We start from the raw sequence: 17,446 nt of genomic DNA on the forward strand, positions 1-17,446 counted from the left end.
TTTGAACAGAAGCAAACCTATCGTTCGTAACCGCAATGCCTTTTATACCTAAATTAAGGTTTTTCAGGAACTTTGATTTCGCCGCTAATAATTTTTGCTTTGAACTCATCCACTTTTTTCAAGATTTCCGCGGATACGTTCTTCTTGGAAGTTTCAGGAAGGCCTACGCCATCGTCTTTCAAACCAAGTGTAACCACTTTACCACCTTGGAATTTGTTGTCGATAATGTCTTTGGAAACACGAATAACTGCTGTGTCAACACGTTTCAACATGGAAGTCAGTGTTACTTCATCGCCGAACTCAAGGGATTGGTCTTTATCTACGCCGATAACCCAAACCTTTTTACCGTTTTTCGCGCGGTCTTTCGCTTCGTTGAATACACCATTACCTGTGGAACCAGCTGCGTGGAAAATAACATCAGCGCCATCGTTGTAGATCGTAGCTGCTGCTGCTTTACCAAGGTCTGGCTTGTCAAAAGCGCCTGTATAGTTAATTTGAACTTTAGCATTTGGATTAACCGCTTTAACGCCAGCTACGAAACCAGCTTCAAAACGTTTGATAACCGGGATGTCGATACCGCCAACGAAACCGATTTTGTTTGATTTGGTTGTTAGACCTGCAACTACCCCAACAAGGTAAGAACCTTCTTGCTCAGAGAATGTTACGGATTCTACGTTTGGAGCTTCTACGACATTATCAATGATCGCTAATTTAGCATTTGGGTTTTGTGTTGCTACTGTTTTTAGTGCATCGCCCATCAAGAAGCCGATACCCCAAGTCAGGTTGTAGCCGTCTTTAACGAATTGGTTTAAGTTAGGTGTGTAATCTGCATCGCCTTTACTTTCAAGGTTTTTCACTTTAACGCCTGTTTGTTTCTCAAGCGCCTTCAAACCTTCCCATGCACTTTGGTTAAAAGATTTATCGTTGACGCCACCAATATCGGTAACCATTCCGATTTTGAAATCTTTACCGCTGTTGTTGCTTGGTGCCGCTGAAGCTGTTGCTGCTGCAGTAGTAGCTGGAGCCCCTGAAGCCGCCGGTTTCGTTTCTTCTTTTTTGGCACAGCCGGAAAGAGCTAATGCAGAAACCGTTACAGCCATAAGAGCTGTTGAAAGCATTTTCTTCATCTTAATTACCCCCATAGGATCATTTAATTAAAAACCATGAAATCTCACATCGTAGGTTGACCAAAATTAGTTAAATTATGTAAGACTGGCTATAAGCTTGAGTGTATCATTTTGAAACCCAACAGAAAAGCGATACACGAGCTAAACAACATAATTCGTTATGTCATACAAGTTGACATGGTCTTTTTGTAAGCCCCTACAATATAGGTTCCAAGCCCCAATTATTTATTATACTACCACTGGTTAATAAAATCTAGATTACCCTTTGTTAATTTTATCGTTCATAAGCCTCAGGAATTGTTCGGGTCCTAACGGGCTGCTGAACAGCATTCCTTGCACTTCCGTACACTGCAAAAGTCTCAAATGCTCCAGTTGTTCTTCGGTTTCAACACCCTTTGCAATTAAATTCAGACCTAGACGGTGAGCCATGCGAATAATGGCAGCAGCCAGCAGCTGATTCTCATCGTCGTCGACCAAATCCCGGATCAATGTACTATCCAATTTAACGCTATCGAGCGGCATTCCTTCGAGCCCGCTTCGTGTAAATAGGCCTGTACACAAGTCATCCATAACGATACGCACACCAAATTTCTTCAGCATAATCAATTTTTCACTAGCCTCTTGTACATTGGAAGATGTGATGCTTTCCGTAAGGTCCAGCTCCACCAACATCGGATCCAACCCTGTTTCTTTCAAAACAACAGCAATTTCTTCAATAAAATGCTCATCTTTAAACTGCGAAGCCGTTACTGGTAGGGTTATTCTCAGCGGTGTGTAGCCATCGTCCTGCCAGATTCTCATCTGTCTGCACGCCGTTCGTACAGCCCATTTCCCGATGGGTATCATGAAACCCATTTCCTCGGCCGCTTTCTTCCAATCCATGCTAGGTGTGAGGAGGTTGTCTCCCTTGCTCCAATATATGATCGCTTCCATTCCGATTAATTTCCGATTTGTTATTTCATATTGAGGCTGATATAGGATTTCAAATTGATTGTTGTCTAAGGCCAATCGCAGCTCTTTCTCCATGTGAGCTTTGCTCTTGACCATAGCATCGATGTCAGAGGCATAGAATTGAAACTGGTTATGTCCTCGGTTTTTGGCCTCATACATCGCTTCATCTGCATACGCCATCAGCTGCTCAGGCAGCTTGCCATCTAACGGATACAGAGCTATCCCTATACTAGCTGTTATGGTTACTGGCATGCCATCTAGGATAAAAGGCTCTTCCAGAGCCATTTGAATTCGGGAAGCTACAACTCTTGCATCTTCAGGCTTTGTAAAAGATTCTAGTAATATAGTAAACTCGTCGCCACCTTGGCGGTACACCGTATCCGATCCCCGCAGGCAGCCCAGTAAACGTTCTGCTGCAAGGCGAATTAAACGATCCCCATAAGCATGACCTAATGAATCGTTGACATCCTTGAATCTGTCCATGTCCAAGAACATAACAGCCGCCATCTGTTCACTACGCTGCGCATGCAGGAGCGCCCGCTCCAATCGGTCATTAAACAATCGGCGATTAGGTAATCCCGTTAATGTATCATGATAGGCCAAGAAGGCAAGTTGTTTGCTCTTTTCTTCCTGCTTCTTACTAGTAAGAAGCAGTTGTCGGACACTCTTCGCAATAAACAGACAGATTAGCGCTTGAAAAAGCATACTAATGAAAACGTAAGGCGAAAAGGAGAAAGAAGAAGCAGCAAGTAGATTAACGGTCAACAAAAAGAAGCCCAGCACGCCTAGATAGACCAACGTTTGCGCTTTCATATGCTGTATCCACTTAGAAAATATGCCTCTCATTCATGAACCTCCTTATCTGATATTTAAAAAAGGCTATTCCGAATCGGAATAGCCGTAGGTGTACCTGTCTAGGTAAACTGCAACCTGTCGGCAGCCAGCCATCATTGTTGCGAGGGCAACCTTAGATCTGCAGCTTTGCGTCCTTACCTTTCGATAAGTTTGCCTTTACGATATTAAGGAAATAAGCGGGACTAATTAACTATATCATAGTCATTCCACATTTGGCTATTTTTCCTTAAATAAGCAAGTTAAAGAGCTTGGGGTCTTTATTTATTTCTATATAGCCATAATCTTTCTGGGATAGGCGCTCAATAAGCCCCTCATAATCATCTTTATTTTTGAGCTCTATGCCGACCAACGCCGGAGCATCGTCGCGGTTATTTTTTTTCGTATACTCAAATCGGGTAATATCGTCTGTGGGTCCTAAGACTTCTTCCAGAAATTCGCGCAAGGCCCCAGCACGCTGCGGGAAATTAAGAATAAAGTAGTGCTTCAAGCCTTCATACACGAGCGATCTTTCTTTAATCTGCTGCATACGGTCGATGTCATTGTTGCCGCCGCTGATGATACAGACCACATTCTTACCGCGAATCTGCTCCCGATAGGTATCGAGTGCTGAAACGGGGAGTGCGCCAGCGGGCTCAATGACAATCGCGTTATTGTTGTAAAGCTCAAGAATGGTTGTACATTCCTTGCCGGAAGGGACAATTACAATATCCTCCAACTTTTCTTTGCAAATGTCAAAGGTAAGCTCGCCGACCCGCTTCACGGCTGCACCGTCTACAAACTTCTCGATCGTGGATAAGGTCACGACCTTCCCCTGCTTGAGCGCTTCCGTCATGCTTGCCGCGCCTTCTGGCTCTACACCGATGATGCGCGTTCGTGGAGAAACACTATCCACATAGGTCGCAACTCCCGCTACAAGTCCACCTCCGCCAATCGTTGCGAAGATAAAGTCAGGAGATTCGGGCATCTGATTCATGATCTCAAGGCCAACCGTGCCTTGCCCGGCAATCGTACGGACATCATCGAAGGGGTGTATAAACACCTTATTCTCTTGAGCACAGTAGGCTTTGGCATGGTTAGAGGAATCATCGAATGAATCACCTGTGAGAATAACTTCAACAAACGATCCGCCAAATAGCTTAACTTGGGAAATCTTTTGTCTAGGCGTTGTCGTCGGCATGAAGATTTTGCCTTCAATACCGAGCTGTTTACAGGAATAAGCCACACCCTGCGCATGATTGCCGGCGCTCGCACACACGACACCCGCTTCGCGTTCCTCTGGCGTTAAACTTTGAATCACATTATACGCTCCACGAATTTTGAAAGAACGAACAATTTGCATATCTTCACGTTTAAGATAAACGTTGCATTCATACAAGTTAGAGAGCAGCTCATTGCGTTGCAATGGCGATGGTTCGATCACCCTGCTGAGCACATGATTGGCCCTAATAATATCTTCCAAACCTACTTTACTGGAAACAACCATTTTCTCTTACTCCCTTTCTCCACATTGTGCTATTAAAGTTTTAAAGATTATTGTAACACAACTCTACCCGCCTGTACGAAAATAATATTGGTATAGCAAATATGCTGCTTACATCGTCATCATTTTCGGCGTTCTGTATTTCCTAGTTCGATATGTGTTCCCAATGTTCTAAAGCTAGGACTTAAGTTGTGTTGTAACCTCATCAAAGAGGGCACGATCTGGAGCTCGGTCAACCACAAGAAGCCTCAAAACCCACTTGTTAGTGGATTTGAGGCTTCTTTTAGTGATATTAGAGGAGTTAGCTAACTCCCCTCAACCACTTAGTTAGTAATAGTAACGAGGCTGCTCCTGAAGCTCAGACCGTCTTTGCAAAAAGCGATAGAAGGCGCTGGCCGCCTGTGCTTTGGTCACTTCTTGCTGAGGTACGAATTGTCCATCGTCCAGAGACATAATATTCAGCCCCACCACAATGGCTGCGTCGCCAACATGCTTAAGTTTAGCAGCATCTGCGAAATTGCCATTGAAGATGCCATCGAACTTCGTCAGGCTCTTGTAGCCAAGCGCCTTCACGATCAGCTGTGCCATTTCCTCCCGATTCATCGCAGCTTCTGGATTGAAATCAGCACCTACATCTAACAAACCGCGATCAACCGCATTTTCGACATAGGCAAAATAAGGAGAAGATTTACTCACATCGGCGAAGGATGCCTTCCGTTCTGCCCCGTAATAAATACCACCGTTACCGCCATTCATGGCAATAACGAGCATTTTGACCAACTCACCACGTTGAATGGTTTGATTCGGATTCACTTTGCCATCCTTCACATCCAGCGCTTGATAATCAAGCATAAGCTGAAGCTCATTTTTAGCCCAGTGATTGTCAATGTCGCTTACTGTCACTTTATCCAAGGAAATCACTTCACCCGTTTCACTATTCCGCCATTGACTAGTTTGCGCATCCAAGAGGAAAGGTTCACGGTTAAATTTAGGAACGAGTGAATAGACAAGCTTTGCATCTAGTTTCCCGTCTGTTTTCAGATCCATGGATTGCGGGACATCCCCAGCAGCCACCATGACTCTGTATTTCTCCAGTGGAATCCCACCGATGAACCCGGTGCCTTCAACCACATAATTTAACTTGATGTCGAACTGCGCGAGCCAAAGATCCTTGGCTTTATCAATGGCCAGCACCTGCGGCTTCTGCTGTGGATATGGCAGATTGCTGATAGAGAAGTGATAACCAACAATTTGGCCGGTTACACGATCGATGCTTACCGTCACTTCTTCATTCCCGGCATTTACGCCATCAATCACGCGCTTAAAACTAATATCCCAATTGCGCATATGCTTCAGTTGATCTTCCGAATAATTTTTAGCCGTTTGTACACGAAGCAACAACTGATCGGTATAAGCAGTAAGCTGCTTTTTCACAAAATCAACACCTGTTGTTATCGCATCTTCCAGGGCAATTTTACCCTCTATATCTTTATCGGCATCAGGACCATAAGGGGTGTAGCTGCTGAAATTCGTAATCTCTCCGGTCTTGCTATTCACGCTAGCCCATGCACCTTTGCCGACAATTTTAACTTTAGAATCCTTCTCAGACGTCTCATTCCAACTTAAATTCCAATTTGAATTGGTTTCCCCTGTTTCAGGGTTGGTGAATTCATTATAAGATGCTTCTTGGATTTTGTAGTCGGAGGATAGGTTGAAAACCGTTGTCACCTTCTTAACAGCCTCTTCCTTAGTCAGGTCCAAGGTAGCTTCTGGCTTAGCAGCCAGTGGCTTGTCGGTTAACGGCTTATTCCCCTCAACATCCTCCAGCCCTTTGACTGGGCTCCAGATCTCACCGGTTTCTGCATTCAGGGAGAAGCCGCCAAGCATGTAAGAAATAATCGGCAATTTCTTACCTTTGGCACCGTATGGAATCTGGTAAAGTAAAGAAAGATTCGCCTTATCGCGGAACATTTGGGCAGCTTTCTCCTTAGCAATCGGCGTTACATTCTGCTGAAACGTGACATTATCATCCCAATTGTAGTTATAATTCGTAACCTGTCCGTCCCCATTGACGACCACATTGATACCATTTAGAGCAAAAGGCACACCGCCAACAGATCGATCGAACCGAATATTGTACTGGTAATTACCATTCAGCGGCGTACGAAATGCATTCTCCTCTGAATCATTGTATACAAGTTCCTTCTGCTTCTCTGGGTTCATTTTGCCAACAAAGGCAGAAGCGACTTCCTTGGCAGCTTTGAAATCCACCTTCGGTGGATAGCTAGGTTTATGGTCAGGGTCATTGTCATTCATGGAATAGGAAGTCAGCGTTCCGTCCAAGCCGTTAATCGATATGTTTAAAGAGCCGTAATTCCGATCTTTTACCATTTTGGAGTAATTAATGTTCCACGTCGGGAAATTCCGGCCATTCATGTTGTAATAAGCATTCAAACTGATGGATTGAAACGTATAACCTTCCGGCAGCGTTATGTAGGTCTTAGCTCGTTCAATGGCTTGTTCTTTGGTAATTTTGGCATCCAGCTGCTTATCATCTTTACCGGGAGATACAGGGGGTGCAATGGACGTGCTTCCTACAGCAGCTTCAGCCGCCCAAACCCCAGGTGCAGCAGTGAGCAGCAGTGTCGAAGCGAGTACCAACGTTCCTGCTTGTTTGATTAATTTCAAAGTCATCTTCCTCCTCAACGTTTTACGTTCCAAAATACAGCTTTAAAGCTTTAGAAACATAGAGATTCCATAATAATCCTTGACGTTTAAAACTGGAAAAAAGTTGCTTTAGAAACTCGATTACTGCTATATATTTTTAATTACACGAAATGTCATTGGTTCGAAACGGTTTATGTTCAAAAAATAATAATTTTGAGCAAAAAAGCACATGTCTGAGCACTCCATTGTCGGGTGTTCATACATGTGCGATTCTTATACTGAAACTATCGGTTTGATTGGGTGTTCTCTTTGCTAAGTGTATGCATTAAATCCTGCATTTCACCTTGCGTCAAATTCCGCCATTTGCCAACCTTCAAATTACCCAGATGGATATGCATGATCCGAACCCTCTGCAGACGCACCACCCGATAACCAAACGCTTCGCACATCCGACGAATTTGCCTGTTAAGCCCTTGTGTGAGAATAATTCGGAAAACGCGGTCACCAACTTGGTAAATCTCACAAGGCTTCGTCATCGTGCCAAGAATTCGGACCCCGCTAGCCATTCCTTGCAAAAACATCGGTGTAATCGGTCGATTGACCGTCACGATGTATTCTTTATCATGGTTATTCTCCGCCCTCAGAATCTGGTTCACGATATCTCCGTTGTTGGTCAAAAGGATGAGCCCCTCAGAATCTTTATCCAGTCTGCCGATCGGAAAAATACGCTCAGAATGCCCCACGAAATCAACAATGTTGCCTCTGATATGCGCTTCGGTTGTACTTGTGATCCCTACAGGCTTGTTGAGTGCAATATAAACATGTTCCTTCTTCTCGCCAATTGGTCGACCATCGATCCGAACCTCATCCCCAGGGCCAACGACGCTCCCCAGTCCGGCAACCTCACCATTAATCGTAACGCGCTGCGCCTCTACCCACTTGTCCGCTTCCCGTCTGGAGCAAACACCGGTTTCGCTAATAATATTTGTTAATTCTCATGCTTGGGAAATTCCCTTCTATGCCGTAATCAAGTACCTACTATTATGCTGGATTCGCTCACTCGGTTCAAGTAGCATTCAAAGGGATCTATGTAGGGAACATATTGCCAAAAAAAAGATCGCCCCTCACACTGATCATACCAGATGTGCACGGGGCGATCTTTGGTGGATCTATTTCGACGATGTGGCGCGAACGACACGTAGTTGCTTTAGCATCTCTGCCGATAAAGGTCGAACATAGGCATAATTCCCCTTTGGAGCAGCCCCTGTAACTCTACCTGCCTTGAAACCTCCAGTTCCTGCAGGAATGGCTACCCGCAAACCAAACGTATTCAGAACGCTTGCAATCGGGGTACTAACAGAACGAGTGCCACTGCCCGCAAAGTTCAAAGCAGCCGCAAACCTACCTCTCATCCAGACAGAGCCTGAATCACCAGGCAATGATATGTTATTCGGTGCTGTAAGCAAAGTCTGATTGCGGAACTGTAAGGTGGCATTGCCAAGCTCACGGTAAGGTCCAACATTAAATTGCATACCAATACTTTCGACAGTACCAATAACAAGTCCGGTTGTACGCCCTGATTTAAAAAAACGGTCACCGACACTGTAACTTAGTAAATGACCTTGTGGAACAATCAATTGGCCCGTTGAGCTGACCAAGTAAAAAATAAATAGATTCTTGCACCGTCTGAACAAAGGGTTCAGGACCGATGAATCCGTTATGACAAGACAAGACAATGCGAGCATATCTCGGGGAAATTCCCACCCCCGAGTGTGATAAGCGTATAATAATGATAACCATTAAAGAAACAGGGAGGCCCCATCATGCATATTCTCATATTAGGAGCCACAGGAAGAGTAGGAAGAAGAATTTTTGAAAAAGCACTAGCGAACGGACACGAAGTCACTGCACTCGTTCGAAGCATTGAGAAACTGCCGGGAATTCACTCTGAAGGCTTAACCATGCTTCAAGGGGACGCTCGTAACGGAGAAGATCTACATGCTGCCCTCCGCGGGGCGGAGCTGGTCATAAGCTGCCTCGGCACCGATGGCGGCACGGTGCTGACCGAGTTTACGCCTCTGCTCATAGAGGCTATGAAGACACACGGCGTAAGCCGAATAGTCACTGTCGGTACAGCCGGCATTCTGCAAAGCAGAGAGCATCCCGGCTTGCTGCGCTATGAAACGCCGGACTCCCGGCGCTCCTCAACACGCGCCGCCGAGGAGCATCGCAAAGCATGGGAGCAGCTCGCTGCCTCGGGCTTAAGTTGGACAGTCGTCTGTCCAACTTATTTACCCGACGGCGAGCCACAGGGGCAGTACCGCATCGAGCGGGACTATTTGCCCGAAGGCGGGATGTCTGTCTCCGTGGGCGACACCGCGGCTTTCACCTACCGAGCCGCTCTCGAGGGCGAGTATGTGGGGTGTCGTGTGGGGATTGCTTACTAGCGTGGAGTAAAGAAATGAAAAAAACACCTTATTTGTCGTAGCACTTACGATAAAATAAGGTGTTTTTTCATGTTAAACATTTTACTATCAATAAATTCCGTTATTTATTCTATATATTTCTATTTATGTATATAATTAATTTGAATTTACAAGGAAAATGTTGTAAATTGTCATTTCATGTCATTTAAATATTACAGATTATTCAATCCGTGGGAGGAACCAGCATGAAGAAATTGAAATTCATTTATTTTACTCTAGCCCTATTGTTAGCCATTGGAGTAGGCATTCCAACAGGCGGTTATGCGAACGACTCTACAAACATGCAATCAAAGACAAGCTTATCATCTTCACTATCCGACGTTAAGGGACACTGGGCAGAACAAACAATTACAGGTTATGTTTACAACAATGTAGTTCAAGGCTATCCGGACGGCACCTTTAAACCTGATAGTTCTATCACTAGAGCTGAACTCGTTACAATTATCAACAAACTTTTTGGTTTTCAACAAGCCTCATCCGAGCTTTCATTTTCAGATGTAACAATGAACGATTGGTTCTTTAAAGATGTTGCAACAGCACAAAACGCTAAATATATTTCAGGCTATGCCGATAATACTTTCAGAGCAGACAACCAGATTACAAGAGAAGAAACAGCGGTTCTCATTACCAATATACTTTCTTTAAAAAGGTCTTCGTCTGCCAATTCCTTTACAGATACAAACAATAGCCCTGAATGGAGTAAAAGTGCGATTGGCTCTGTTATTGACGCCAAGATTATGAATGGCTATGAGAGCAATGTTTTTAGACCAACATCAAACTTAACTAGGGCCGAGGCATTGACAGTATTGGAGAAAGCCTTAGCTGCTAAATCAATAACTTATAAAACAGCAGGCGTCTATGGTCCAGAAACAGGCGTAGAAAAGATCAAGCAGAATGTCATTATAGATGCCGCCAATGTCACTTTGAGAAATGTAGAGATTGAAGGTGATCTTCTTCTAGGTAAAGGTATTGGTGAAGGAGATGTCACTCTCAAAAATGTTAACGTCCATGGAACTACGACAGTGCGTGGCGGTGGCGAGAACAGTATTCATTTTGAAGACTCAATTATGGTCACCATTGTTGTAGATAAAGCTACTGGCAAGGTACGTATTGTTGCTAACGGAGCAACACAAGTGGGCAACGTTACAGTGCAATCAAATGCAAAAATTGAGGCTGAGACAGGTTCAAAGATCAATAGTGTAACACTATCTGAAGCTTTACCTAAAGACTCACGCATTCAGTTAGTAGGTTCATTTGAAACCGTCAACGTTGTTGCCCAAAGCATTGTCATTGAGCTTCCAAAGGGATCGGTGAAAGACTTTAACGTTGGAAAAGCTGCTTCTGATACTAAAATCGATATCGGAAATGAAGCCGCTATACTCTCTTTAATCCTTAATGCTGCAACAAATATTAGCGGCCAAGGCAAGATTTCAAACGCAACCGTAAACTCTGAAGGCGTATCGATGGAAAAAGCACCCGAGAAAACGACAAGAGGTGCCGATGTCCCGAGCGATGTTAAACTTAAGGTTGGCGGGAATGAAGTAAAAGCCGAGCAACCAGCATCGGGTACTGCACCTTCAGGAGGCGGGGACAACTCCAATGGAAATGGAACACCAGGCAATGATACAACTCCTGGAACAGGAGGCGGTCCAATTATTACCCCTATACCGTCGGGTCCTACTCCAATTTTATCTAAGGTAACTTATCAAAATACTGTTGGTGAGAACGTTTATGCGGTGAGTGACCTGGATGGTTGGATTTATATTGTTGAGAATGGAACTACGCGAAATTCTATCATTCTTGATGAAGCAGTTAAAGGTGGCAAAGGTGTAAAAATTAAAACAAAAGCTAACATAGGCTCCTACATAAATACAACTGGATTGAGCAAAACGAAAGTTCATTTTGTTGTTGTTGCTGTTAGTTCTGAGGGAAAGATATCAGATCCTAGCCATATTAAATTATACGCTGGCCCATCGGATCCCTTACAGTACGGAGATACTATTTACTTTACAGGTGATTACACAAATAAAAAATTCGGAATGTATTTTAATAAGGATATATTAAACAATCTTGCCGACATGAATGCTTTAAAAGCAGCTATCTCTTTCTCTAATGATTCCGTTAGTTTTCAACCTTTGAGTAATAAGGATGAGGTTGTTTTTGAAGGTAATACAATATCTGTAACTTTCGACGTGTATTACACAGGAACTAACAATAAACTAAAATTGAATGCTGGGTCCATTAAAGATAATTTTAACCATGTATTTGATCAAGAACTAATTTCGAAGCCTATTCGAGCAGTACCACTTGTTAAAAAAATGTCAAATGCATCTACATTCCAAGCTGGACAAACAGTTACTGTACGAGTGAATCAAGCAGAAACAGTATATCTAATTCGTTCTAATTTTTATTACAATACTAGATTTGATTTAGAAAATGAAGTCGTTGCTAAGCGAGCAATCAAAGTTGTTATCGATACGGACAAAGCCAATGTAGATGTTGATATTCCCACAATTGGTCTTGAACCAGGTAACTATCAAGTTATGATATATGGCAGCAATTCTTTCCCAATAACAATTAATGCCGCTCCATAAAAAAGACTAATTAAAAAAGCAATTGAAAAAAGACGGATGGAAGCCAGTTAAACCGGCCTCCACCCGTCTTTTTTAGTACGAACAACTAGTAACCTCTGCTTCTTCCTTTCGCCAATGCCTGGATGTTGATCCATGAAACAACAATCCCAATCACACGGAAAAGGTACCCCGCTACTGGAATAAAACTCAAAAAAGCCATAACAATATTGATGACCGTCTTTGTCGTGGTCCCATTGCTTGTAAGTATGGCAAAGACCAGGTTGACGAACACGAGCGGAATCACCCACGAGTACGACCATAAATATACAAACGGAATAAGACCAAGCAAGTATCCGACAGCAATTGCAATTTCGGACAGCAGCTGAAGCAAGTTTAACAATCGAATCGTTTCTGGACGCATGATGCTCCTCCATTTCAAATAGGGAAATATTACTTATTGTAGCATAGCGCCGACAGATAGTCTTTAGCCTTGTTAATGAGCTTTGTCCGCAGAATGGAGGGTGTGCGCGTCATGATGCTGCAGTCTGTACAGGTAATTGGCTTCAGAGAATTGGCGGTAAAAAGGACGAATAGCTGCACTTTTTACATCAATTCTGGTTCAGTCAAACCCGGCGTCAAGACGAAGATGACAAAGGGAAAGGGACGTCTCACGTCCGACGTCCCCTTTCCCTTATCCCTTGTTGGGACTCGCCAGCCCTACCGGCCGCTGCGCACTTCGCTCTCAGCGGCCGAGGCTGTTTCCGGATGTCCCTGCTGCAGCTGGTACATCTGATAGTACCGACCGAGGAGCTCCATCAGCTCCTCATGATTACCACGCTCGACGATCTCGCCGTGGTCGAGCACAAGAATCTGGTCGGCGCTCTTAATCGTCGACAGGCGGTGGGCAATGATGAAGGTGGTCCGCCCCTTCGAAAGTACTTCGAGCGCGGCCTGAATGATGGCCTCGGTCTCCGTATCGATGGAGGCCGTCGCCTCATCGAGGATCAAAATCGCCGGGTCGAACGCTAGCGCCCGGGCAAAAGAAATCAGCTGCCGCTGCCCAGCAGACAGCGTGCTGCCCTTCTCGATCACGGGCTCATCGATGCCGTGCGGCAAGCTCTTGAACATCTCATCTGCGCCAACCTCGCGCAGCGCAGCCTCCACCCGTTCCCGGGTAATGGACGGATCGTCCAGGCTGACATTGGACGCGATCGTCCCTGTGAACAGGAACGGATCTTGCAGCACGATGCCCATATGCTGACGCAGCTGCTGTTTGGGCATCTCCCGCACATCGCGGCCGTCCACCGTGATCCGGCCTTCATTCACATCGTAGAAGCGGAAGAGCAGATTCAAGATCGAGCTTTTGCCCGATCCGGTATGGCCAACAAGCGCCACCGTCTGCCCCTGTTTAGCCTCGAAGGTGATGTCTTTGAGCACATCCTCCCCTTCTTTGTAGGCGAAGCTAACGTGCTCGAATTTCACATTGCCCAGATAGCGATCCGCTTTCTCCGCAGCCACGTCGATGCCCTGTTCATCCAGCAGCTCGAATACACGGTCAGCGGATACAAGGGCACGCTCCAAATTCGGCAGCTGGTTCACAATCCCGACCATCGGATGAAACATCCGATTCAGATAATCGACGAAAGCGTACAGCACACCGACGGTGATCAATGTGTTGATTGAACTACCCCCGACATACCAGATCAGACCGAAGAAGAACAAATTTCGAACCACATTCATCAGGTTATGAGAGGTCAGCGAGTTCAAGCTAAGCAATTTATTCTGATATCTCGTATATTCATCGTTCAATTGTTCGAATTCTTGGATCGTTTCCTTTTGCCGGCGAAAAGCTTGAATGATCGTCATGCCTTGAATCGCCTCATTGATCATCCCATTGATCGAGCCGATCCGTTCCCGTATTTCATGATTATAGAAGGAGGCATATTTACGGTAAACAATGATCCATACATAAAGCAGCGGAATAACCGGGAGTGTGAATAAAGCCAATCTGTAATCTAGAACGAATAAAGCCGCGATGATGCCCACGATATAGATCGTACCTGTAAAAAAGTTTGCAAGCACCTGTACATACAGATCCCTGACAGACTCCGTATCATTTGTAATCCTCGATACAATTTTACCCGCAGGCTGATTATCAAAATAGTTGATAGGCAGTCGCTGAATTTGTGCAAAAACATCACTTCTCATGCGCTGAATAATCCGATTCGCCGCCGATTGAAGTAAATACTTTTGTCCATAGGTAAAGCCTGCACCAATAATGATTAACAACAAATACAAGCCTGCCAGTTTCATTAGACTGATAAATTCTGGTTTATAGAACGTATAGAGCTCTTGAATACCCAGCTTCTTAACCACATACTCAGCTTTTTCGGTCCCTTGTGTAATTGTTAGCTTACCATCGTCTGCTAGCTTGCGTACGCCATCAAATGCAATCGGCTGATCAACCCATACGAACTGGCTGCCCACCTGCAAAATGCGAACTTCCTTCCCCTTCGGCTCGCCTTCTGCAAAGTTATCGCTTCGCTTATAAAAAATCCCATTCGCAGGGACAGCCTTGCCAGTCTGCGTCGCAGATGTAGTCTCGTACCACGGCTTCTCGATACCGAGAATGTGTGTATCAATCATCTGTCTCGCGATAAAAGGTCCTGCCAGCTCCGTTGCCACCGCGATCGATAAGAATAAAAGCGCAATGAGCAGGGGCTTTTTGAATAACGCCGCGTATTGAAATAATCGCTTACCTGTCTGTTTCAGGGTTCTCACCTTCTTTTCATCGGATATCTATTTACTAAACCTTCGTCTGCTCTTCTAACTGCTGACGGTCATACTGCTCTTTATACCAGCCGCCGAGCGCGACAAGCTGCTCATGCGTACCTTCTTCCACGATATACCCCTCATCCAGCACAAGAATCCAATCCGCATGTTGAACAGCAGAGAGTCGGTGCGTCGTGATGAGTGTCGTTTTGCCGGCTCGTTCCGACCGAATGCCACGAATGATTTCAGCCTCTGTTTTGGCGTCCACCGCAGAAAGCGCATCATCCAGCATAAGGATTTCAGGGTCTACATAAAGCGCCCGTGCAATGGAAACGCGCTGCTTCTGACCACCGGATAAGGCGACGCCTTTTTCACCTACCAACGTTTGAAGGCCTTCTGGTAAGAACTCCACGTCCTTACGGAACGCGGCCAGCTCAAGCGCCTGCAACAGCTCTTCTTCCGTTCCTTGGCTGCGCCCGAACATGATGTTCTCTTTCACCGTTTTGGAGAAAAGAATCGGCTCTTGCGGCACGTAACCAATCCAGCCATGAAGAGTGTCGATGGTTAACTTCTCGATCGGCGTTTCCGAAATAGCAATCGCACCTTTACCTAATGGATACTCTCTCAGCAGCTGTTTAAGCAGCGTTGTTTTTCCGCTTCCAGTACGCCCTACAATACCGAGCGTCTGCCCACGCTGCAGGTGGAATGAAATATTCACCAAGTTATCAATAGAAGAAGAAGGATAGCGGAACGTTACTTCTTTAAAACTAATCGAATTCGGCAGCAGCAGGGTCGTCGCTTTTGGGTCTTCTTTTACATCCGGCTTGTAACCAAGTGTTTCATTCACCCGATCGAGGGAGGCATTCCCGCGCTGCATAATGTTCATTAGCTCGCCAATTGCGAACATCGGCCAGATCAGCATCCCAAGAAAAGTATTGAAAGACACGAGCTCTCCGAGCGTCAGTTCACTGTGAAACACCAAATATCCGCCGTAACATAATCCGATTAAATAGGAAATGCCCACTAGGATTTTGACCGTTGGTTCAAAAAGGGCGTCGATCACGGCAACCGCAATATTTTTGCGATAGACATCGTCTGTCATTGTTTTGAAGCTTTGTTCACTGGCTTTCTCTTGTACAAAAGCACGGATAACGCGAACACCGGCTATCGTCTCCAACACCCGATCATTCATCTGTCCGAAGGCATTCTGAGCAAGTAAAAACCTTTCATGTATGCGTCCCCCATAGATCGTAATCGCAACTGCCATAATCGGCAGCGGGAGAATCGAAGCGATCGTCAGCTTCCAGCTAATGAAGAAGCCCATCATACCTAGGATGGTAAGCATGAATAGCGTCGAGTCTACAAAGGTCAAAATCCCAAAGCCCGCTGTCGTCGACACCGCTTGCAGGTCATTCGTTGCTCTCGCCATCAGGTCACCCGTGCGGTTGCGCTCATAGAAGGTAGGCGTCATCCGCAGCAGCTGTCTCATTAACCGGGATCGAAGAATGCGTTCCAGCACGAAAGCGCCGCCAAATAGCTGATACAGCCAGACGTAGGATAACCCATACCCAGCTACAATTAACGCCCCCCAAAAAGCGAGCAATTGGATCAATTTACTGCCTGTTAAAGTTCCCATGTGTATACCATCAATCGCGTAGCCAATCAATTTCGGTGGAATTACATCAATGATTCCAACAATAATAAGCAGTCCAATGGCGATCGTGTAACGTATCCAATTCATTCGGAAAAACCAAGCTAACTTTTTTAATACCGTAAACATGTAATCATGTCACTCCTCTCAAATGGTGCAGTCCAAAATAACCAAAATCCACACAAAAAAGGCACACCGCACGCAGCGATATGCCTTCTATGAAACAGAAAAGCGCTCGTTACGAACTTCTTCGTAACCCGCGCTTTAATTAGCGTATGTGAAGGGGCGGCAGCAGCCGAACAAGCACAAATCATGCGCTTCCGGCTAACAATCGGGTTACAAAATATGAAATTGTATGGTTTTTATCTGTAAATCTGCGATGAGCAATAGGATCCATAACCATATCAATCATTTTTGAAACCCTCCTTTAGTGTTGTTGTAAGAAAACTTGCATCGTACTTAGCTTCTTTTCCAAAAGTTGTATATTCGTGCTTACAGAGGTGATCTTACCATCCTTGGCGAGTCTGTGTCAATCGGAGAGAAAGACTATAACCGAACTATCTTACCTCGACATTTCGGATGAATTTACTCGCTCTTTTGCCCCATCAGAATTGTCACACATGTTTCATAAAATGGCGGCATATCCATAGTATACAGGTTCATAGCGCATAAGGGAGTGGATGTGCATGGTCGATCAAGTGTTTGCTCTGATGGGTTGGATTGTCGTTTTTGGAGTTGTTATTGGAGGAGTCATCGCAGGCATCGCCCGCTTTGTCGAAAGTGATTCGACAGAGTACGATATGACATTTTTGTGGGAGCATCGTTATACACTGGAGGAGCTGGAGTTGGTTCGGGACAAGTAGCTATGACCAATCAAAACAAAA

At 45.0% G+C, this 17,446-nt stretch carries 11 protein-coding genes, 1 pseudogene and 1 riboswitch; of the genes and pseudogenes, 3 read left to right on the forward strand and 9 right to left on the reverse strand.

From position 1 onward, the window contains the following. Nucleotides 1-53 precede the first annotated feature (53 nt). From QFZ81_RS32925 to QFZ81_RS32950, 6 genes and pseudogenes are all read right to left on the reverse strand, one after another. Nucleotides 54-1,127 carry a BMP family lipoprotein gene (locus tag QFZ81_RS32925; protein WP_307437535.1) on the reverse strand — a complete coding sequence of 358 codons (1,074 nt, stop codon included), beginning with the start codon at nucleotides 1,125-1,127 and terminating at the stop codon, nucleotides 54-56. Between the two features lie 258 nt (nucleotides 1,128-1,385). Continuing rightward, nucleotides 1,386-2,924, reverse strand: a complete 1,539-nt coding sequence (locus QFZ81_RS32930) for a putative bifunctional diguanylate cyclase/phosphodiesterase (RefSeq protein ID WP_307437533.1) — start codon at nucleotides 2,922-2,924, stop codon at nucleotides 1,386-1,388. Nucleotides 2,925-3,010: 86 nt separating this feature from the next. Further along, a riboswitch (cyclic di-GMP riboswitch) is annotated at nucleotides 3,011-3,098 on the reverse strand. A 61-nt stretch (nucleotides 3,099-3,159) separates the two neighbouring features. Next, nucleotides 3,160-4,416: a threonine ammonia-lyase IlvA gene (gene ilvA / locus QFZ81_RS32935; RefSeq protein WP_307437531.1), complete on the reverse strand. Its 1,257-nt coding sequence runs from the start codon at nucleotides 4,414-4,416 to the stop codon at nucleotides 3,160-3,162. Between the two features lie 324 nt (nucleotides 4,417-4,740). After that, nucleotides 4,741-7,101, reverse strand: coding sequence for an S-layer homology domain-containing protein (locus QFZ81_RS32940; RefSeq protein WP_307437528.1), 2,361 nt, complete (start codon nucleotides 7,099-7,101; stop codon nucleotides 4,741-4,743). A gap of 263 nt (nucleotides 7,102-7,364) precedes the next feature. Then, a pseudogene (rluF, locus tag QFZ81_RS32945) lies at nucleotides 7,365-8,079 on the reverse strand (23S rRNA pseudouridine(2604) synthase RluF). Between the two features lie 170 nt (nucleotides 8,080-8,249). Next, a complete protein-coding gene (locus QFZ81_RS32950; protein ID WP_307437520.1) occupies nucleotides 8,250-8,825 on the reverse strand; it encodes a chymotrypsin family serine protease in 576 nt (191 codons plus the stop codon). 78 nt (nucleotides 8,826-8,903) lie between these two features. Between QFZ81_RS32950 and QFZ81_RS32955 the strand changes: the two genes are divergently transcribed. Together QFZ81_RS32955 and QFZ81_RS32960 are read left to right on the forward strand one after the other, a co-directional pair. Further along, nucleotides 8,904-9,527, forward strand: a complete 624-nt coding sequence (locus QFZ81_RS32955; protein ID WP_307437517.1) for an NAD(P)-dependent oxidoreductase — start codon at nucleotides 8,904-8,906, stop codon at nucleotides 9,525-9,527. Between the two features lie 224 nt (nucleotides 9,528-9,751). Further along, entirely contained in the window at nucleotides 9,752-12,160 is a 2,409-nt protein-coding gene (locus QFZ81_RS32960) for an S-layer homology domain-containing protein (RefSeq protein ID WP_307606028.1), read from the forward strand. Between the two features lie 85 nt (nucleotides 12,161-12,245). On the opposite strand, the gene QFZ81_RS32965 is transcribed toward QFZ81_RS32960, so the two are convergent. From QFZ81_RS32965 to QFZ81_RS32975, 3 genes are all read right to left on the reverse strand, one after another. Continuing rightward, nucleotides 12,246-12,560, reverse strand: a complete 315-nt coding sequence (locus QFZ81_RS32965; RefSeq protein WP_307606030.1) for a hypothetical protein — start codon at nucleotides 12,558-12,560, stop codon at nucleotides 12,246-12,248. A 296-nt stretch (nucleotides 12,561-12,856) separates the two neighbouring features. Beyond that, a complete protein-coding gene (locus QFZ81_RS32970; RefSeq protein WP_307607102.1) occupies nucleotides 12,857-14,911 on the reverse strand; it encodes an ABC transporter ATP-binding protein in 2,055 nt (684 codons plus the stop codon). A 34-nt stretch (nucleotides 14,912-14,945) separates the two neighbouring features. After that, the gene (locus QFZ81_RS32975; RefSeq protein ID WP_307606032.1) at nucleotides 14,946-16,691 is read right to left on the reverse strand and encodes an ABC transporter ATP-binding protein; all 1,746 of its coding nucleotides are present in this window, start codon (nucleotides 16,689-16,691) and stop codon (nucleotides 14,946-14,948) included. Nucleotides 16,692-17,248: 557 nt separating this feature from the next. Between QFZ81_RS32975 and QFZ81_RS32980 the strand changes: the two genes are divergently transcribed. Further along, a complete protein-coding gene (locus tag QFZ81_RS32980) occupies nucleotides 17,249-17,425 on the forward strand; it encodes a hypothetical protein (protein ID WP_307437509.1) in 177 nt (58 codons plus the stop codon). Nucleotides 17,426-17,446 lie beyond the last annotated feature (21 nt).

The organism is Paenibacillus sp. V4I9, assembly GCF_030817295.1.
GTDB lineage: Bacteria > Bacillota > Bacilli > Paenibacillales > NBRC-103111 > Paenibacillus_E.